Source organism: Cellulomonas chengniuliangii (assembly GCF_024508335.1).
GTDB classification, from domain to species: domain Bacteria; phylum Actinomycetota; class Actinomycetes; order Actinomycetales; family Cellulomonadaceae; genus Cellulomonas_A; species Cellulomonas_A chengniuliangii.
Window position 1 is genome coordinate 882,268 of record NZ_CP101988.1, and the last position, 18,530, is coordinate 900,797.

Genomic DNA, 18,530 nt, shown 5'->3' on the forward strand with positions numbered 1-18,530 from the left:
GTTCCCGCGCGTCACTGGCAGCCGCACCGCCTAGCCTGTTCCCCGTGACGACCGACCCCCACGCCCTTGACCAGCCCGCCGGCCACGACTGGGACACGGCCGGGTTCTCGACCCGCGCGATCCACGCCGGCCAGGACCCCGACGCCGCCACCGGAGCGGTGGTGCCGCCCATCTACCAGGTCTCGACGTACAAGCAGGACGGTGTGGGCGGCCTGCGCGGCGGCTACGAGTACTCCCGGTCGGCGAACCCCACGCGCGCCGCGCTGGAAGAGGCGCTGCGCGCGGCTGAGGGCGGCGGCGCCGGTTTCGCCTTCGCGTCGGGACTCGCCGCCGAGGACACGCTGCTGCGCGCGGTGCTCCGGCCCGGCGACCACGTCGTGGTGCCCGACGACGCCTACGGCGGCACGTACCGGCTCATCGCCCGGGTCTTCGGCCCGTGGGGCGTCGACCACACGCCGGTGGACCTGGCCGACCCGCGCGCGGTGCTCGACGCGATCCAGCCCGGCCGCACCAAGCTCGTGTGGGTCGAGACGCCCACGAACCCGCTGCTCGGCATCGCCGACATCGCGGCCCTCGCCGCGCACGCCCGCTCGGCCGGGGCGCTGCTCGTGGTCGACAACACGTTCGCGACCCCCTACCTGCAGCAGCCCCTCGCGCTCGGGGCGGACGTGGTCGTGCACTCCACCACCAAGTACATCGGCGGCCACAGCGACGTCGTGGGCGGGGCCCTCGTGACCGCCGACGGCGCCCAGCTGCCCGTCGGCCTCACCGGCCCCACCGGCACGACGGCCCTCGTCGACGCCATCGGCTTCCACCAGAACTCCTCGGGCGCCGTCGCCGGGCCGTTCGACTCGTGGCTGACGCTGCGCGGCCTCAAGACCCTCGCCGTGCGCATGGACCGGCACGTCGCGAACGCGACAGCCGTGGCCGGCTACCTGGAGGCCCACCCCCGGGTCACCCAGGTCATCTACCCCGGGCTCGCGTCCCACCCGGGCCACGAGGTCGCCGCGCGCCAGATGAGCGGCTTCGGCGGGATGGTCTCGTTCCGCACCGGGAGCCTCGAGTCGGCGCTGGCGGTCTGCGCGAAGACCCGGGTGTTCACCCTCGCCGAGTCGCTTGGCGGCGTGGAGTCGCTCATCGAGCACCCCGGGAAGATGACGCACGGCTCGGTGGCCGGCACGGCCCTCGAGGTGCCGGAGGACCTGGTGCGACTCTCCGTGGGCATCGAGGACCTGGCGGACTTGCTGGCAGACCTGGAGCAAGGACTCGCATGAGCGGATCGGCTCGTCCGGGCGCCCCTGCGTCCGACCACCCCGTCGACGAGGTGACGGCGCGCGGTCCCGCAGCCGTCGCGCAGGCGTCCCGCGACGCGGCGGACCCGACGCCGCGTGAGGCGTCGCCGGTCGAGGCCTCCATCCCGCGCCCGGTGCAACTGGCCGCCGCGTGGGCCTGGCGGGTGCTGCTGATCATGGCGGCCGCCGCGGTGGGAGTCTGGGCGGTGAGCGCTCTCAAGACCATCGTGGTGCCCGTGGCGATCGCCATACTGCTCGCGGTGCTGCTGGCGCCCGTGGCCCGGTTCCTGCGCGAGCGGCTGAGGCTGCCGCGCGCGCTCGCGGCGGGTGCGTCGCTCATCGGCCTGCTGGGCCTGGTGGGCGGGCTGCTGACCATCGCGGGCAACTCGGTGGTCCGCGGCTTCAGCGACTTGGGCGACCAGGCCGCGCAGGGCGTCGAGGAAGTGACCCTCTGGCTCGCCGAGGGCCCCCTGCACCTCTCCGCCGAGCAGATCGAGGCCTACATCGACCAGATCGGCAGCTCCGTCAGCGCGAACAGCGGCGGCGTGGTCTCCGGGGCCCTGTCGGTGACCACCACGCTCGGCCACGTCGCCGCAGGCGCGCTGATCGCGCTGTTCTGCACCTTCTTCTTCCTGCTCGACGGCGGCACGATCTGGCGCTGGTGCGTCGGCCTGCTGCCCGGCCAGGCCCGCGCCCGCGCCCATCAGGCGGCGCGCCGCGGCCTGGTCACTCTGGGCGCCTACACCCGAACGCAGATCCTCGTCGCGTTCGTTGACGCGGTGGGCATCGGGACCGGGGCGGCCATCCTCGGGGTGCCGCTCGCGCTGCCGCTGTCGATCTTGGTGTTCATCGGCTCGTTCGTCCCGTTCGTGGGCGCGGTCCTGACCGGCTCGATCGCGGTGCTCGTGGCGCTCGTGTCCCAGGGCCCCGGCGCGGCGATCATCATGCTGGTCATCGTGCTGGTGGTGCAGCAGATCGAGGGGCATGTCCTGCAGCCCTTGCTCATGGGCCACGCGGTGTCGCTGCACCCCGTGGCGGTGCTGCTCGCGGTCGCCTCTGGCTCGTTCCTGGCGGGCGTCGTCGGCGCCCTGCTCGCGGTCCCGGTGGTCGCGGTGCTCAACACGGTGATCCTGTACCTCAGCGGTCATGACAAGTTCCCCACGCTGGGCGACGAGGACGCGTTCCACGGGAGCTCGCCGCAGAGCGCGCCAGCCGACCCGCCCGAGGCGACGGCAGTCGCCGTCGGCCCCGACACAGCCGGCGAGGAGCGCCCGTGACCTGGATCGAGGAGGTCAGGGGGGCGGCCGCGCTGCTGGACGGCGTCGCGACGCGCACCCCCGTCGACGCGAGCCGCGCGCTGTCGCAGGCCGCGGGCGCCGACGTCTGGCTCAAGTGCGAGAACCTGCAGCGCGCGGGCTCCTTCAAGATCCGAGGCGCGTACGTGCGGATGGCCCGGCTCACCCCGCAGGAGCGGGCCCGCGGGGTGATCGCGGCCAGCGCCGGCAACCACGCCCAGGGCGTCGCGCTCGCCGCCCGCCTGCTGGGCATCGACGCCGTCGTGTACATGCCGGTGGACGCGGCCCTGCCCAAGGTCGCCGCGACCCGGGACTACGGCGCCGAGGTCCGGCTGCACGGGACCAGCGTGGACGAGGCCCTGGTCGCGGCACTGGCCGAGTCGGAGCGGACCGGCGCGGTGCTCATCCACCCCTTCGACCACCGCGACGTCGTGGCGGGCCAGGGCACCATCGCGCTCGAGATCCTCGAGCAGGTCCCGGACGTTGCCACGATCCTCGTGCCGGTGGGCGGCGGCGGGCTCGCGGCGGGCGTCGCGGCCACCATCGCCGAGCTCCGGCCCGAGGTGCGCGTTGTGGGGGTTCAGGCGGCCCGCGCCGCGGCCTACCCGGCGTCGATGGCGGCCGGGCGCCCGATCGCGGCCACCAGTGTGCGCACCATGGCCGACGGCATCGCGGTGGGCACACCGGGCCTGGTGCCGTTCGAAGTGCTGCACCGGCTTGGCAGTGAGATCAGGACAGTCACCGAGGAGGACCTCTCCCGGGCGCTGCTGCTGGTCGCCGAGCGCGCCAAGCTGCTGGTCGAGCCCTCGGGCGCGGCTGCTGTGGCGGCGCTCATGGCGGCCCCCGAGGGCACGTTCGCCGGGCCGGTGGTGGCGGTGCTCTCCGGAGGGAACATCGACCCGCTGGTCCTGCTGCGGGTGGTGCGGCATGGCCTGGCGTCCGCCGGCCGGTACCTGCAGCTGCGCGTCAAGGTGGACGACTCGCCGGGCGCGCTCGCGGGACTGCTCGGCGAGCTCGCGGCGACCGGCGGGAACGTCATGCACGTGTCGCACGTGCGCACGGGCACGGGGTTGGCGATAGACGAGGTCGAGATCGAGGTGCAGGTCGAGACCAAGGGCCCCGACCACTGCGCGCAGGTCCGCAAGCACGTGCTCGACGCCGGCTTCCGGCTGGTCGAGGGCTGACCGGGCCACGTGCCCGCTCGACAGCAGACAGGGCGAGGGCCCCGCGCCATGATGGTGCGGGGCCCTCGCCCTGTGCCGTCCGCGTGAGCGCGGCTAGCGCATCTCCCGAGTCAGCCCTGGAAGGGCTTCGCGGCCTTGATCTCCACGGGGATCTCGGACCCGTTCGGCGCCTCGTAGCTCACCGTGTCGCCGACGGTGCGGCCGCTGATCGCGGCGCCCAGCGGGGACGTGGGGGAGAACACGTCGATGTCCGCCGTGCCCGCGATCTCACGCGAGCCCAGCAGGAAGACCATCTCGTCGCCCGCGACGACGGCCGTGACGACCATGCCCGGCTCGATGACGCCGTCGTCCGGCGGCGTGCCGATCTGCACGTTCCGCAGCTTCTGCTTGAGCTCGCGGATGCGGGCCTCCTGCTTGGCCTGCTCCTCGCGTGCGGCGTGGTAGCCGCCGTTCTCCTTGAGGTCGCCCTCGTCGCGCGCCGCTGCGATGCGCTCGGCGATCTCGGCGCGGCCTTCGTCTTCGAGGCGCGCGAGCTCACTCTTGAGTCGGTCGTAGGCCTCCTGCGTCAACCAGGTGGCCTGAGTCGTCTCGGTCACGATCGCTCCTTCCTTGCAACATCGGGGTGCACACGTCCGGCACGGAACCTGTGGACCATGAGGGTGTGCCGCTCTCGCTCGATCGCGTCGACCTGTGGTCACGCCTGACCGACGTGGCGCGTGAATCGTCCAGGATAGCAACACGAGAACCCTTGCAGAGCCGCGGAGACGGCGTTTCGTCCCGCGCGCGGAGCGCCGCCGCGTCAGCCAGCTGGTCAGTCGGCGGGGGCGGCGTCGGGGTCGACGACCCGGCAGCTCGTGACCTCGGCCGCGGTGGCGAGCTCCGCGGTGGGGATCGGCTCGCGCACGCGCACGGTGCGCTCGTCCGAGGGGCTCACCACGACGTCGCGGACCCCGACCTCGGCGTACGACACGCTGAGCGCGTGCACGGCGCACGAGACGGTCACGCCCGGTCCGCGGGTCACGTCGAAGGTGATGTCGGTGTTGTCGTCGCCCGTCACCGAGAACCCGACGGTCTTCCACTGGACAGGGTCGTTGAGGGTGGCGACGCCGATCCACACGCCGACGGGCACCGCCACGACGGCGATCACGGCCGCGGGCAGCGCCCACGCTGGCCAGCGGCGTACCCGAGGGGCGCGGCCGTAGCGGCCGGCGGGTGGCCGGATGGGGGTCGACTCGCTCACAGCGGTGCTCCTCGCGGGGGCTCGGGGCGCCGGACGTCTCCGGCGTGCGCGATCATTGTCTCTCGCCCGCCGCGCGCCGAGCGCCGGGTCGTCCCACAGGAGGATGCGGTGACCGGAGAACGGCTGCGCCTGATGGCGGTGCACGCCCACCCCGACGACGAGTCGAGCAAGGGCGCCGCGTCGATGGCGCGCTACGCCGCCGAGGGGGTCGACGTCCTCGTGGCGACGTGCACCGGCGGCGAGCGGGGCGACGTGCTCAACCCGCACTACCCGCCGGTGACGGGTGGCCCCGCCGAGATGAACGCCATCCGCCGCGCCGAGATGGCCGCGGCCGCGCAGGCCCTCGGCGTCCGCCACCAGTGGCTCGGCTTCGTCGACTCTGGCCTGCCCGAGGGCGACCCGCTGCCGCCGCTCCCGGAGGGCTGTTTCGCGCTGGTCCCCCTCGAGGAGGCGGCCGAGCCGCTGGTCCGGCTGGTGCGCGAGTTCCGGCCGCACGTCATCACCACGTACGACCCCACGGGCGGCTACCCGCATCCGGACCACATCATGACCCACCGGGTCTCCGCTGAGGCCTTCGCGGCCGCGGGCGACCCGGAGCGCTACCGGGACTCGGGCGAGCCGTGGACGCCGCTCAAGCTCTACTACAACCACGGGTTCTCCATGGCGCGGATCCGCGGCGCCCACGAGGCCCTGCTGGCCCGGGGCCTGGAGTCGCCGTTCGGCGAGTGGGTCGAGTCCCGTGCCGCCCGCGAGATCCCGGAGCGCGAGGTCACCACGCGCGTCGTGTGCGCCGACTGGTTCGACGCGCGCGACGCCGCCCTGCGCGCCCACGCCACGCAGATCGACCCCACGGGCTTCTTCTTCGCGATCCCGCGCGACGTGGAGCGCGAGGACTGGCCGTTCGAGGAGTTTGAGCTCGCGGAGTCCCGCGTGCCGACGTCTGTGCCGGAGGACGACCTGTTCGCCGGCGTGCGAGAGGTGGTCGCGTGAACGTCCCCGCAGTGCTGGTGCTCGCCGTCACCCCGAGCCCGTCCCCGACGTCCGAGGTCGCCGGCTCGCAGGCCGGCTCCCCGGGCATCCTGGGCTTCATCGTGACCTTCGCCGTCGCGCTCGCCGCCATCGGGCTGTTCTTCGGGCTGACGCGTCAGCTCCGCAGGATGGAGCACCGTGCCGAGCAGATGGGCCTCGAGGGGCGCCGTCGGGTGGACGGGCCGTGGCCGGGCGCCGAGGCCCCGGACGCGCCGCCGCAGGGCCCGGGCGCGGCGCCGGGAGCGCCGGGCGGCCCGGGTGACGGCCCCGACGGCCCCGGGGCGCCACGGCCGTGAGCGTGGCCGCGTCCGGCGCCGGGTGGTCGCGGCGATGAGCCCCGAGCCGCCGGTGCGCCCTGCGGTGCGCGTCACCATGGGCCAGCTCACGGTGAGCCCGGACCACACCGCCAACCGGCTCGCGGTGGCCGACGCGATGCGCACCGCGGCGCGGGCCCGCGCGGACCTGCTGGTGCTTCCCGAGTACGCGTCGGGGTTCGACCCGCGCGGTGCCGGGCCCGAGCACGCCGAGGGCCTCGACGGGCCGTTCGTCACCCTGCTGCGGGAACGGGCCGCCGCGACCGGTGTGGCCGTCATCGCGGGGACCATGCTGCCCGGCGCCACCCCTGCGCGGGCGGTCAACGCGGTCGTCGCCGTCGACGCCGCCGGCGGGCTCGTGGGCGTCTACCGCAAGGTCCACCTGTATGACGCGTTCGGCCACCGCGAGTCGGACCGCCTCGAGGCGGGGCCGGCGGACGCGGCGCCCGTGGTGATGGAGGTCCAGGGCCTGCGCTTCGGCGTGCTGACCTGCTACGACCTGCGCTTCCCGGAGTCGGCCCGACGGGTGGTGGACGCCGGGGCCCACGCGCTCGTGGTGCCCGCGGCGTGGGCGGCGGGCGACCTCAAGGCTCTGCACTGGCGCACGCTCGCGATCGCACGCGCCATCGAGAACACGGCGGCGGTCGTCGCCGTGGGCCAGGCGGGGCGTGGGGTCGTGGGACGGTCCCTGCTGGTGGCGCCGGACGGCGTGGTGGGGCTGGAGCTCGACGACAAGCCTGGCATCCGCACGGCCGACATCGACGGCGGGGCGCTGGCGGCGGTCCGGGACCGCAACCCCGCGCTGCGGCACCGCAGGTACGGGGTCGTCCCGCTTCCGTGACCGGGCTCTGCCGGTGTCAGGCGCTGGCGTGGGCGGCGATGGCCACGGCGACGTACGTGCAGCTGAAGCCGATGATGGTCAGCGCGTGGAACACCTCGTGGAACCCGAACCACTGAGGGCTCGGGTTCGGCCGCTTCATCGCGTAGACGACGGCGCCGGTGATGTAGGCGACGCCGCACCCGGCGATCAGCCAGACCGCCGCGACGCCGCCAGGGCCCTCGGCGAACTGCGGCAGGAATCCGAGCGCCACGCAGCCCAGGGCGACGTAGAGGGGGGTGTAGACCCATCGGGGGGCGCCCAGCCACATGACCCGGGCGAGCAGTCCCAGGACGGCGCCGGACCACACCACGATCAGCAGGATGTCGCGGGTGCGGGGCGGAAGCAGGATCGCCGCGAGCGGGGTGTAGGTGCCGGCGATGATGAGGAAGATGTTCGAGTGGTCGAGCCGGCGCAGGATGCCGGTCACGCGCGGCGACCAGGTCCCGCGGTGGTAGACGGCGCTGGTGCCGAACAGCAGCACCGACGTGATGCCGAACACCGTGCAGGACCACCGCGCGGTGTCGGTGGGGACGGTGGCGACGAGGAGGATCGAGGCCACGACGACCACCGGGAACATCCCGGCGTGCAGCCATCCGCGCAGCCGCGGCTTGATCACGGTGGCGACGTCCTCGAGGGTCTGCGGGGTGTCCACGTGCGTCCGTCCTGTGCATTTCTGGTGAGCGTGGTCTGGGCAGCAGGAGCATAACTTACGTCACCGTAAGTTACGCGTGCGTAGGTACTGGTCGATGTGGGGCGGATCGGTCATCGGGCGACGTGCGGGCGAGTACCGTGTGTGCCCTCACGACCTCAGCACCATGAAGGAGCGTCCCGCGCGTGCGCCTGCCCCATCCGGTCTACGCCCTGTACGAGCGACGCATCGCGGCGTCGCTCTCGCCGGAGCAGGTCCCGCGCCACGTCGGCGTCATCCTCGACGGTAACCGGCGCTGGGCGCGCAATGCCGGGACCTCTGCCGCCACAGGGCACCAGCGGGGCGCCGACAAGATCGCCGACCTGCTCACCTGGAGCGAGGAGATCGGCGTCGAGGTGGTCACGCTGTGGATGCTCTCCACGGACAACCTCTCCCGCTCCGCCGAGGAGCTCACGGCCTTGCTGGGCATCATCGAGGACGCCGTGCGCGATCTCGCCAGCACCGGGCGGTGGCGTGTCCAGGCCGTCGGGTCGCTCGACCTGCTGCCCGCCGCGACCGTGCAGGCCCTCAAGGAGGCCGAGGCCAGCACGCGCGACGTCTCCGGACTGCACGTCAACGTCGCCGTCGGGTACGGCGGCCGGCGCGAGATCGCCGACGCGGTCCAGTCCATCCTGCGCGAGCACGCCCGTGCCGGCACCACCCTCGACGAGCTGGCCGAGTCGTTCAGCGTCGAGCACATCGCCGAGCACCTCTACACCAAGGGGCAGCCGGACCCCGACCTGGTCATCCGCACGTCGGGGGAGCAGCGGCTCGGCGGCTTCCTGCTGTGGCAGAGCGCGCACTCCGAGTACTACTTCTGCGAGGCGTACTGGCCGGACTTCCGCCGGGTGGACTTCCTGCGCGCGGTGCGGGCCTACGCGGCGCGCGAGCGCCGGCTCGGCCGGTAGGAGCGGTCGAGCCGCCGCCATCGCCGGCCCCGGTCCTGGGGCGTCGACGGCTCCACCGGGCGCGCCGCCGCCACGATCCGGTGAATCCCGCGCACGGGCGCGTGTCCGGGTCGAACCCGCGCAGACCGGGCGTAACGTTCACTGCGACGGACGGCATCCGCCGTCCACGGGAGGCCTGCCCATGGAGCACCTGCTCCAGGAGGAGGGCCGGACCCGGCCCACCGCGGCCGGCCGCCCTCAACCCGTCACCGCGTGCCGCGCCACCCGCCGCCTACGCCCAGGGTGGAACGGCACGAGGGGCCCGACACGGCGTCGCTGAGGCGCCGGAGGGAGCCAGCCGTGGCCAACCAGGAGCAGCGAACCCCCGCACCGACGAGCCCGGGGGCCTCCCCGGACGAGAGTCGGCGCACGCACGTGCTGGACACGTCCGTACTGCTCTCCGACCCGCAGGCCATCCACCGGTTCGCCGAGCACGACGTGGTGCTCCCCGTCGTGGTGGTCACCGAGCTCGAGGCCAAGCGCCACCACGCCGAGCTCGGGTACTTCGCGCGGTCCGCGCTCCGGATGCTCGACGACCTCCGGGTCACCCATGGCCGCCTGGACGTGCCCATCCCGCTGGGCCGCCAGGGCGGGACGCTGCGCGTCGAGCTCAACCACACCGACCTGGCCGCGCTGCCCGCCGGCTTCCGGCTCGGGGACAACGACACCCGCATCCTCGCCGTCGCGGCCAACCTCGCCGCCGAGGGGCGGGACGTCACCGTGGTCTCGAAGGACCTGCCGATGCGGGTCAAGGCCTCAGCGGTCGGCCTGCGCGCCGAGGAGTACCGCGCCGAGCTGGCGATCGACTCGGGCTGGACCGGCATGGACACGCTCGACCTGACCGAGCAGGACATGGCCCGGCTGTGGGACGAGGAGGGCCTGGCGCTCGCCGAGCTGGGCGCCGCCGGCGCGGTCGGGCCCGGCGCGGAGGCCGCGCCCGACCCCGCCGTGCTGGACGTGCCCTGCCACACCGGCCTGGTGCTCCACTCGCCCCGGGGCTCGGCGCTGGGCCGCGTCACGGCGGACAAGCGGGTGCAACTGGTGCGGGGGGACCGCGAGGCGTTCGGGCTGCACGGCCGCAGCGCCGAGCAGCGCATCGCCATCGACCTGCTGCTCGACGAGGCCGTCGGGATCGTCTCCCTCGGCGGCCGCGCCGGAACCGGGAAGTCCGCGCTCGCGCTGTGCGCCGGGCTGGAGGCCGTGCTCGAGCGCCGCCAGCATCGCAAGGTGATGGTGTTCCGGCCGCTGTACGCGGTGGGAGGCCAGGACCTCGGGTACCTGCCCGGCACCGAGGCCGAGAAGATGGGCCCCTGGGCACAAGCCGTCTTCGACACGCTGGGAGCCCTGGTGAGCCCCGACGTGGTGGCCGAGGTGATGGCCCGCGACCTGCTCGAGGTGCTACCGCTCACCCACATCCGCGGGCGCTCGCTGCATGACGCGTACGTGATCGTCGACGAGGCGCAGTCGCTCGAGCGCAATGTGCTGCTCACCGTGCTGTCGCGGATCGGCCAGGGGTCTCGTGTGGTGCTCACGCACGACGTGGCGCAACGCGACAACCTGCGGGTGGGCCGTCACGACGGCGTCGCCGCCGTGATCGAGGCGCTCAAGGGGCACCCGCTGTTCGCGCACATCACCCTGACCCGGTCCGAGCGGTCGCCGGTGGCGGCGCTCGTCACGGAGATGCTGGAGGGGATCGAGGGCTGAACCCGGGCCGGGCGAGGCGCCGGGGCCCTCGTCGCTCAGGGCCCCGGCGCGCGCTGTGGCAGGTCAGTCGTCGACGAGCTGGCCGTCAGCCAACCGGATCACGCGGTCGGCGAGCTGGATCATCAGCGGGTCGTGCGTCGAGATGATGGCCGTCATGCCCTCGGCCTGCACGACGGCCCGCAGCAGGGCCATGATCGCCAGGCCGGTCTCGGTGTCGAGCTGGCCGGTGGGCTCGTCAGCGATGAGCAGTCGGGGCGAGTTGGCGAGGGCGCGCGCGATCCCGACGCGCTGCTGCTGGCCGCCCGAGAGCTCCCCGGGCCGCTGCAGCGCGTGGTCCCGCAGCCCCACCAGCTCGAGCAGCAGGGCGACGCGCTCCTCCCGGACCTCAGGGGGGAGCTTGCGCAGGCGCAGCGGCACCCCGACGTTCTCGGCGGCGGAGAGCACCGGGACGAGCCCGAAGGTCTGGAACACGAACGAGATGACGTCCCGGCGCAACTCGACCAGGCCGCGCTCGTCCAGGCTGGTCACGTCGCGGCCGTCCACCGCCACCTGTCCGGCGTCGGGCCGGTCCAGGCCGCCGATCAGGTTGAGCAGCGTCGTCTTGCCCGAGCCGGACTTGCCCACCAGCGCGACGAGCTCGCCGGGCTGCACGGTGAAGGACACGTCCCGCACCGCGTGGACGGCGGCGGCGCCGCTGCCGAAGGCGCGGCAGAGGCCCTCCACCCGGACCATCGGCTCGTGAGTGGCGGCGGCCGGCGAGGTGGTGGCGGTGGTGTGGGCGGTGCTGGTCACGACGACTCCTCGGCCTGGGTGGGAACGGGCGCCTGGCGTGGCGCCGGGCTCGGCGACCGGTCCGGCCAGATCGCCACATGGCTCTGCTCGAGCGCGAGCCGCACCCGGTCGCTCAGCTCGAGAACCTCGCGGTACTCGCGGGGGAGCTGGACCCGTCCGGCGCGGTCCAGCACCGCGTACTCCTCGGCGACGACCGACTCGTCGCCGTGCTCGTCGGTGTGCGTGCGGCGCAGCACCTCGGAGCTGGTGCGTCCGTCGCGGATCGACACGGTGCGCTGCACGTGCTCGCTGACCGAGGGGTCGTGCGTGACCACCACGACGGTCACGCCCAGCTCCCGGTTCACCGAGCGCAGGGACTCGAGCACCTCGACCGAGGTGGCGGTGTCGAGCTGCCCCGTCGGCTCGTCGGCGAAGAGCACCTGGGGGGAGGCGGCCAGCGCCACGCCGATCGCCACCCGCTGCTGCTCGCCGCCGGACATCTGCGACGGACGGCGCTCGGCGCAGTAGCCCACGCCCAGCATGGCGAGGAGCTCGCTCGCCCGGGCTTTCCGGGCACGGCGGCCGACCCCGGCCATGGCCAGCGGCAGCTCGATGTTCTCGGCGGCCTCGAGGTACGGCATCAGGTTGCGAGCCGTCTGCTGCCACACGAAGCCCACCATGGTGCGCCGGTACTCGACCCGCTGGCGGGCGGTCATGGCCATCAGGTCCCAGGGGCCCACCCGGACCCGGCCGGCGGTGGGCACGTCGAGGCCCGAGAGCACCGAGAGCAACGTCGACTTGCCGGACCCCGAGGCGCCGATGATCGCGACCTCCTCGCCGGCCTCGATGAGGAGGTCCAGGCCCTGCAACGCCTGCACTTCGATGCCCTCGGACTGGTAGATCCGCACGAGGTTGTCGCACGCGATCAGCGCGTTGTGGCCGAACTCCTCAGGGCGCTGGCGTGCTCTGCTCTCCAACGTCTCGAGGGTGTCGAGGTCGTCGGTCTGGGTGCTGCTCACCGGTCGTCTCCCGTCGTCGGCCGTGCTGTCACGATGGCGCCTGGCGCCTGCCCTGCTGGTCGTTCCCGTCTCATCGCTCACCGACCCGAAGCACGTCGCCCAGCCTGTCGCGCCGCCGCACGGCCGCCTCGACGGCGATGCTCACCGCGAGCGCGACGGCTGTCGCCCCGACGGCGAGCACGATGGAGGCGGGGGCGACGGACACCGGCCCGGCGCGCAGCTCGCCCGTGACCTCGCTCAGGCCGAGCGCGCCGTGCAGCACCGGGGGAACGGTGAGTCCCAGCCCGACGCCGATCAGCACCGCCGCGACCGACACCGGCAGCAGCTCGCCCAGCGTGATGCGCCGGGCCAGCCTCCCGTCGAGCCCGAGCGTGCGCAGCGCCGACAAGGTCCTGCCGCGCTCGGGGGCGCTCGCCACGACGGTCAGCGCCATCGTCAGCGACGCGAAGGCGGCGAGGACCACCGCGGACGCGAGGAGCAGGTCGACGAGGCGAGAGCCGAGCGGCGCGTCGCGGGTCTCCGCGAGCCACTCCGCACGGCTGGTGACAGTGACGCGCGGGTTGGTGTCGAGGCCGACCGCCGTGACAGCCGCCCTCGCCCCCGGTCCGTCCACCCAGAGCGTGTCCGGCTCGGCAGGCTCGCCGGATGCCGCCTCGATCTGGGCGAGGTCCACGACGACCAGGTGCTCGTCGGGCTCTGCCAGCCCGGTGACGCCGACGACGTCGAGCTGGACGAAGTGCTTGCCCTGGAGCACGGAGGCGCCCGCCCTCTCGACCACGTCGACGAGACCCGGCGAGACCAGGGCCTTCGGGGCGCCGGACCCGCCAGCGGCCATCAGGTCGAGCTCGCCCTGGTAGCGGTCGTCGTGCGCGCGGAGGATCGTGTCGAGTTGCGCCGCGTCCGCAACGAGCAACGTCACCTTGACGCCGGACCCGCGGTTGAGGGAGCGCTCGAACGTCCGCACCCCCGTCGCGGCGGCGCTCACCCCGGGCTCGGCGAGGAGCTGGGACGCCACGCCTTCCGGGATGGCGCCGTCCACCCTCACCTCGGCGCCCACCTGCTGCGCGGAGGCCCGCACCTGCCCGTGGTCGATGGTGGTGGCGATGCTCCCGGCGAAGACCATCATCGCGATCGACACAGCGAGAGCCAGCAGCGGGAGGCCGCCGCCGGTCGCCCGGGCCGCGCGTGCGCTGGCGACCACTGCGACGAGCCCACGCCCGCGGGTCGCGAGGCGCCCGGCCAGGCGGAGCACCGGCGGGAGCACCCGCAGGGCGACGACGGTGGCGGCGCCCGCCATGAGGCCAGGGGTCGCGGAGAGCAGCAGATCGGGGCCGGCGGACTGGGTTTGCAGGAGTCCACGGCCGCGCACTGCGGCGACGGCGCCGCCAGCGAGCACGATGAGCGCGAGCTCCACGACCAGGCGGCGGGCCCGTCGCCGGGCGGCCAGGCGCTCGCGGTCGCTGCGGTTCGCGGGCACGTGCCGCCCGCCCCACGCGCGGGCGGCGATCCATGCCCCGCCGAGCGGGGTCGCGAGGGAGGCGGTCGCGGAGACGAGCAGCGCGGGGGTCCACGTCCAGGCCGCGCCGAGGGCGAACGGCAGGGTGGCGAGTGCCCCGAACGCCAAGCCCGCCAACGCCATCGGCGCCGACTCCAGGCCGAGCCTGAGTGCGATAGACGCCACGGAGGCGCCTCGGGCCCGCTCGGCGATCAGCACCGCCCGGCGCCGTTCGAGGACCAGCCGGGCGGTGAGGATGAGCGCGAGAGCCCCCACGAGGACCACGCCGAAGAACATGACGAAGGCCTGGGCCTGGGCACCCTGGAGCTGGACGCGGAACCCGGGCAGGATCTCGGTGAGCGCGCTGTTGACCGTCGGCACGCCCCACCGGGTCTGCAGCTCCGAGCTGTTCACGATGGTGCGCCGCAGCGTGGTCTCGATCTCGGCGGAGTCGGTGCTCCGCAGCCGATCCACGGCCAGCGGGAACCGAACCTCGAGGGTCTGCGCGACGGGCATGAGGTAGAGGGCGGCGTCGGGGAGCGACTCGTCGCTGAGCATCACGCCGAGCACCTGCGTGCCGGCCGCACCGCGCGTCGTCCTCGCCTCCAGCAGCCCGTCGACCGTCCCCCAAGCGGGGTCGGTGGGGTCGTCCGCCTCGTAGACGCCCGCGACGACCAGCGTCGTCTTCTGGGTCGTGTTCCGCACGACGGCGATCTCCTGGCCCACCGTGAGGCCCAGCAGATCGGCGTTGGCCCGCGACACCGCGACCTCGATGCGCCCGGGGGGAGGCTCGGCCTCGAACCCGTTGGCGGCGAGGGCCTCGACGTCCATGTCGGGGTCGAGCTCGTCCGACGGCTCGGGGGACGCGGCCGGGGGCCCGCCGTGCACCCACCGCACCGGCGTCTGGTCCAGGCTCGACCACCAGGCGTACGTGACGATGGTCTGCCGGCCGTCGATCGCCACGGGGGACTGTCCGGTGAACTCGGCGCGGGGCGCGTCGGTGAGCGCCCTGAGGTCGGCGGGGAGCGCCTCGGCCATGCGGGTCGCGCTGGCCTTGAGCCGGTTGGCGGCGCCGGACGCGCGGTACCGCTCGGCGCCGGCCAACGGGTCGGGCAGGCGCGCGATCAGGTCGGCGGAGGGCCCCGCGTCCTCCGCGGCTCCGCGCAGCCCTGCGTCGGCGCCGTTGACCAGCAGGCGCGGTCCCATCAGCGTCAGGAAGCACAGGACGGTGATCAGCACCAGATGCCCGACGAGCAGGCCCCGGTCGGCGAGTGAGCGCCGCGGGACGACGAGCCGCGCCCCGCCCACGGTGGACCGGGCGGCGCGCACCACGGCGCGGCGATCAGCCAGGAAGGTCATCGGTCGTCCCCCAGTCTCAGGAGCTCGGCGGACGCGCGCCGCATGAGCGCGGTGGCCGTGCACGTGACGGCGACCGCCAGCAGGGCCGCCAGGGTCACCAGCAGCGTCGTCTGGCTCGTCCAGGCCCAGACGAGCTGGACGGTCGGAGTGGGCGGGCGCCCGTTGGCCCCCAGGGTCAGCAGCGGCGCCACCAGCCGTGCCATCAGGGCGCCGAGCGCCCCGCCGCCCAGCATGCCCATCAGCACGAGCAGCGAGTGCTCGGCCAGGACCGACCGGACGAGGGTCGAGCGCGCGGCGCCGAGCGCCTGCAGCCGCGCCAGCTCGAGCCTGCGCTGGCGCACCGAGACGGTGGCGCTCATGGTGAGGCCGGCCACCGCCAGGGCGACGGCGGCCAGGGTGATCAGCAGCAGCGCCGAGGTGACGCCGAGCCGCAGGGGCCCGCGGGACAACGACTCCTCGACGTCGACGCGGGCCTCGGCCGTGCCGGCGTGCTTCTCGCGGATGACGGCCGCTGCCTCGGAGGCGTGGTCGTCGGCGGCCTCGGCCCACCACTCGTCGACGGCGTTGTGCTGCGCCCCGCCGGCCGCGAGCGCGTGCACGAGCGCGGTGCGGTCGACGAGCACGGCCTCGGCGCCCGGCGCCGCGGGGATCTCGGGGAGCGCCCGTTCCACGCGGATGCGCACCGGGACGTCGGAGATGCCGATGATCGCCGTGTCGCCGACCTCGAGGCCCTCTCTGTCGAGCATCCGCTGGGTGGCGAGCGCGGGCAGCACATCGAGCTGGCCTGACGTCGCGGTGGCCGCGAACCCCGTCTGCGTGCCGTAGCGGTAGCCCGGGCTCTCGTAGCGGACGCCGAGGCCGTGCGCGGCGCCGCCGTCCCACACCTGGACCGGCTCGCTCGGGTCGCCGTGGTCAGGGTTGGTCTGGGCGGACCAGGCGCCCAGGTCGAGTTCGATCGGCGTCGCGGCGCCCGCGGAGTCGACCTCCGCCAGCTCCGAGACCGCGATCTCGAAGTCGAGATCCCCGGGGATCCGAGCGTCGAGGTCGTAGTCGGTGCCCGCCCGGCCGTACAGCGTCCCGAAGAAGCCGACGAGGGACAACGGCTCGGCCACCCGCATGTCGTCCCCGAGGAGCCGCAGCGTGACGGGTTGCGGCTCGCCGTCGAGCGGTACCAGCGCTGGCCCCTCGACAGCCGCCGTGGTGGTGATGCCGTGGGCGTCCATGACCATCACGGTGAGCTTGAGGCCCAGGTCGCCGATTCGGTCCTCGGAGGCGCCCGTGCCGGTCACGACCGCGGACAGGGAGCGCACGCCGGGCGAGAGGGGCACTGCGAGGTTCTCCTGGAGCCCGGCCGGGCGCAGCAGCGCCGCCCAGTCCGAGGTGTCCTCGCGGGACCGGACGATCGATTCGGCCATCGAGGCGTCCATGGCCACCAGGCGTGTCCGGGTGGAGTAGCTCGGGCCGGTGGACGCGATGCGCCCGAGCGCCACCGTGCGGTTGAGCACGGGCGAGATGGCGCCCACGTGCTCCAGCCCGGCCATGACGGACGACTGCTCGAAGGGCTCGAGCGGCAGCCGCTCCACGCGCAGGTCCGAGCCCACCCGGGCGGCGGCCTGCTCCGACTGCGAGAGGGACCACGTGGCCAGGAAGGACTGGGCGAACACCCCGATCGCGACCGCGAGCGTGAGGACCAGCACGGCGCCCGCCGCGCGCCGCGGGCGCCGGCCGACCTCCCATGAGGCCAAGGGCGCCGCGAGGGAGCGGCTGCGGAGCGCGCGACGCTCCGCGAGGCCGGCGACGAGCGGCAGGAGCCGCAGCGCCAGGGCGGCCCCCGCCAGCAGGAACAGCGCGGGACCGGCCACCAGCACCGGGTCCACCCCGCCGGAGCGGAGCACGGGGGAGCGGTACTGCCGGAGCTGGACGAAGGCCACCACCGCGAGGGCCACGAGGGCGAGGTCGATGCCCGAGCGGGTCATCATCGTGCGGCGGTCCTGCCGGATCTCGCTCTGCTCGGAGTCGACGACGCTGGCCCCGCCGCGCAGCAGGGGCGCCACCAAGACGGCCGCGAACAACAGGGCGGCCCCCGAGCAGGTGAGCCACACGCTGGCCGGGAGGCCCGGGTCGGCGTCGAGGCCCGCGGCGGTGAAGCCCGACTCGGCGGCGAGCAGGCCGTACAGCCCGCGGGCGACCCAGGGGGCCGCCACGATCGTCACGGCCGCGATTCCCGCCGCCTCGAGGGCGCCCAGCCGCACCAGCTGCGATCTCGACGCGCCGCGGGACGTCAGCAGCGCCGCCTCGCCAGTGCGTCGTTCCGTGAGCAGCCGGGCGCCCAGCTGCAGCACGCTCGCGCAGAGGGCCAGCAGCATGAGGCCCAGCACGGTCAGCGCGACGCGCGTCACGGCCAGCGCCGACAGGGCGCCGTCGAGCACCGCGGGCAGGCCGCTCGCGAAGCGCGCGCTCTGCAGCAGGGACGCCGTCGACCTGGCCAGCTCGACCTGGCCGTCCTGGAGGTGCGCGCGGGTCGCCGCCAGCTGGGCGCCGTCCGCGCCGAGGACGTCCGGGCGCAGCACGACGTTGGCGGCCTCCACAGTGACCCGGTCGTCGCGGATCGCGGCGGGCGTGGTCAGCAGGGCGCCGTAGGCGTCGGTGGTCAGCCAACCGAAGCTGCCCGGCATCGAGACGCCCCGGTCGACCGGCCGGCCCCGCATCGGGTCACGGGACCAGTAGGACGCCGAGTGCTCGGCCTCGTACACGCCGACCACGACGACGTCGACGACGTCCCTGGACGTGAAGGCGCGCAGGCTCACCGCTGTGCCGGGGGCCAGCCCGAGCTCGTCGGCGGCGACCCGGGGCACCGCCACCTCGATCCGGTCCGCGGGGCTCGCGCTCGGCCACGACCCGGCGACGAGCCGCGCGTGCTCGGTGGCGCCGTCGAACGCCGCGAGCCGGAGTAGCACGTCAAGGCTGCCCGCCTGGGGGGACGGGAACCGGTAGTCGACGGACGTGAGCCACTCGTGACGGATGGCAGGCATGCCCCCGAGGGCTGCCGTCAAGCCCTTCGCCGCCCCCTCGATGGCCGCGTCGGTGTCCTTCGCGCCGATGGTGAGGACCGCCTCGACCTCGAGCTCGGACGCGGGGCGCCGGGCGAGGTCTGCGGTCACGGCGCGGTCGTCGCTCGCGGAGACCAGCAGCGCGAACGTGCCGAGAAGGCCCGCGCCGACGACCGCCACCGCGAGCACCGCCGCCAGGACGACGCGTTGCGTAGCCGCCCGTCGTAGAACGAGCCTGGTCGCCCACCGCACGCTGATCCCCT

15 protein-coding genes are annotated in these 18,530 nt (G+C 74.3%); 8 read left to right on the plus strand and 7 right to left on the minus strand.

Translation table 11 applies throughout. From position 1 onward, the window contains the following. Positions 1 to 44 precede the first annotated feature (44 nt). From NP064_RS04190 to ilvA, 3 genes are read left to right on the plus strand one after another with little or no spacing between them, the layout of a single operon-like run. Positions 45 to 1,274: a cystathionine gamma-synthase gene (locus NP064_RS04190; protein WP_227567762.1), complete on the plus strand. Its 1,230-nt coding sequence runs from the start codon at positions 45 to 47 to the stop codon at positions 1,272 to 1,274. Next, positions 1,271 to 2,569, plus strand: coding sequence for an AI-2E family transporter (locus NP064_RS04195; protein WP_227567761.1), 1,299 nt, complete (start codon positions 1,271 to 1,273; stop codon positions 2,567 to 2,569). The genes NP064_RS04190 and NP064_RS04195 overlap by 4 nt, the downstream gene beginning before the upstream one ends. Next, a complete protein-coding gene (gene ilvA / locus NP064_RS04200; RefSeq protein WP_227567760.1) occupies positions 2,566 to 3,771 on the plus strand; it encodes a threonine ammonia-lyase in 1,206 nt (401 codons plus the stop codon). The genes NP064_RS04195 and ilvA overlap by 4 nt, the downstream gene beginning before the upstream one ends. Before the next feature lie 110 nt (positions 3,772 to 3,881). Here ilvA and greA read toward each other — a convergent pair whose 3' ends face one another. Next, complete coding sequence (gene greA / locus NP064_RS04205; RefSeq protein WP_227567759.1) at positions 3,882 to 4,367, minus strand: transcription elongation factor GreA; 486 nt, start codon at positions 4,365 to 4,367, stop codon at positions 3,882 to 3,884. Between the two features lie 215 nt (positions 4,368 to 4,582). Further along, positions 4,583 to 5,011 carry a DUF4307 domain-containing protein gene (locus NP064_RS04210; protein WP_227567758.1) on the minus strand — a complete coding sequence of 143 codons (429 nt, stop codon included), beginning with the start codon at positions 5,009 to 5,011 and terminating at the stop codon, positions 4,583 to 4,585. A gap of 132 nt (positions 5,012 to 5,143) precedes the next feature. Here NP064_RS04210 and mca point away from each other — a divergent pair, with 132 nt between their 5' ends. Genes mca through NP064_RS04225 form a run of 3 tightly spaced genes read left to right on the plus strand, consistent with a single transcriptional unit; the run spans position 5,144 to position 7,195 of the window. Then, on the plus strand, positions 5,144 to 6,001 hold the full coding sequence (gene mca / locus NP064_RS04215) for a mycothiol conjugate amidase Mca (RefSeq protein ID WP_255623465.1): 858 nt from the start codon (positions 5,144 to 5,146) through the stop codon (positions 5,999 to 6,001). Then, on the plus strand, positions 5,998 to 6,336 hold the full coding sequence (locus NP064_RS04220) for a hypothetical protein (RefSeq protein ID WP_227567756.1): 339 nt from the start codon (positions 5,998 to 6,000) through the stop codon (positions 6,334 to 6,336). Before mca ends, NP064_RS04220 begins: the two co-directional genes overlap by 4 nt. 34 nt (positions 6,337 to 6,370) lie before the next feature. Then, on the plus strand, positions 6,371 to 7,195 hold the full coding sequence (locus NP064_RS04225; RefSeq protein WP_227567755.1) for a nitrilase-related carbon-nitrogen hydrolase: 825 nt from the start codon (positions 6,371 to 6,373) through the stop codon (positions 7,193 to 7,195). A 16-nt stretch (positions 7,196 to 7,211) separates the two neighbouring features. Here NP064_RS04225 and trhA read toward each other — a convergent pair whose 3' ends face one another. Beyond that, positions 7,212 to 7,886 (minus strand): PAQR family membrane homeostasis protein TrhA, encoded by a 675-nt coding sequence (trhA, locus tag NP064_RS04230; RefSeq protein ID WP_227567754.1) that lies wholly within the window; start codon positions 7,884 to 7,886, stop codon positions 7,212 to 7,214. 182 nt (positions 7,887 to 8,068) lie between these two features. On the opposite strand from trhA, the gene NP064_RS04235 reads away from it, so the two are divergent. Further along, positions 8,069 to 8,830, plus strand: coding sequence for an isoprenyl transferase (locus tag NP064_RS04235; RefSeq protein WP_227567753.1), 762 nt, complete (start codon positions 8,069 to 8,071; stop codon positions 8,828 to 8,830). A 414-nt stretch (positions 8,831 to 9,244) separates the two neighbouring features. Further along, positions 9,245 to 10,573, plus strand: coding sequence for an RNA 5'-3' helicase PhoH2 (phoH2, locus tag NP064_RS04240; protein WP_227567786.1), 1,329 nt, complete (start codon positions 9,245 to 9,247; stop codon positions 10,571 to 10,573). A gap of 63 nt (positions 10,574 to 10,636) precedes the next feature. Here the strand turns inward: phoH2 and NP064_RS04245 are convergent, their stop codons facing one another. From NP064_RS04245 to NP064_RS04260, 4 genes are all read right to left on the minus strand, one after another. Further along, positions 10,637 to 11,305: an ABC transporter ATP-binding protein gene (locus NP064_RS04245; RefSeq protein ID WP_227567785.1), complete on the minus strand. Its 669-nt coding sequence runs from the start codon at positions 11,303 to 11,305 to the stop codon at positions 10,637 to 10,639. Between the two features lie 56 nt (positions 11,306 to 11,361). Beyond that, positions 11,362 to 12,363 (minus strand): ABC transporter ATP-binding protein, encoded by a 1,002-nt coding sequence (locus tag NP064_RS04250; protein ID WP_227567752.1) that lies wholly within the window; start codon positions 12,361 to 12,363, stop codon positions 11,362 to 11,364. Between the two features lie 70 nt (positions 12,364 to 12,433). Further along, positions 12,434 to 15,217: an FtsX-like permease family protein gene (locus NP064_RS04255; protein WP_227567751.1), complete on the minus strand. Its 2,784-nt coding sequence runs from the start codon at positions 15,215 to 15,217 to the stop codon at positions 12,434 to 12,436. Next, entirely contained in the window at positions 15,214 to 18,519 is a 3,306-nt protein-coding gene (locus tag NP064_RS04260; RefSeq protein ID WP_227567750.1) for an FtsX-like permease family protein, read from the minus strand. The genes NP064_RS04255 and NP064_RS04260 overlap by 4 nt, the downstream gene beginning before the upstream one ends. Between the last annotated feature and the right edge of the window lie 11 nt (positions 18,520 to 18,530).

Bases quoted from the DNA above. Each gene is read 5' to 3' on its own strand.
- NP064_RS04195 (WP_227567761.1), top strand. From the start codon at position 1,271: ATGAGCGGATCGGCTCGTCCGGGCGCCCCTGCGTCCGACCACCCCGTC.
- mca (WP_255623465.1), top strand. From the start codon at position 5,144: ATGGCGGTGCACGCCCACCCCGACGACGAGTCGAGCAAGGGCGCCGCG.
- NP064_RS04225 (WP_227567755.1), top strand. From the start codon at position 6,371: ATGAGCCCCGAGCCGCCGGTGCGCCCTGCGGTGCGCGTCACCATGGGC.
- NP064_RS04245 (WP_227567785.1), bottom strand. From the start codon at position 11,305: ATGGTCCGGGTGGAGGGCCTCTGCCGCGCCTTCGGCAGCGGCGCCGCC.
- NP064_RS04255 (WP_227567751.1), bottom strand. From the start codon at position 15,217: ATGACCTTCCTGGCTGATCGCCGCGCCGTGGTGCGCGCCGCCCGGTCC.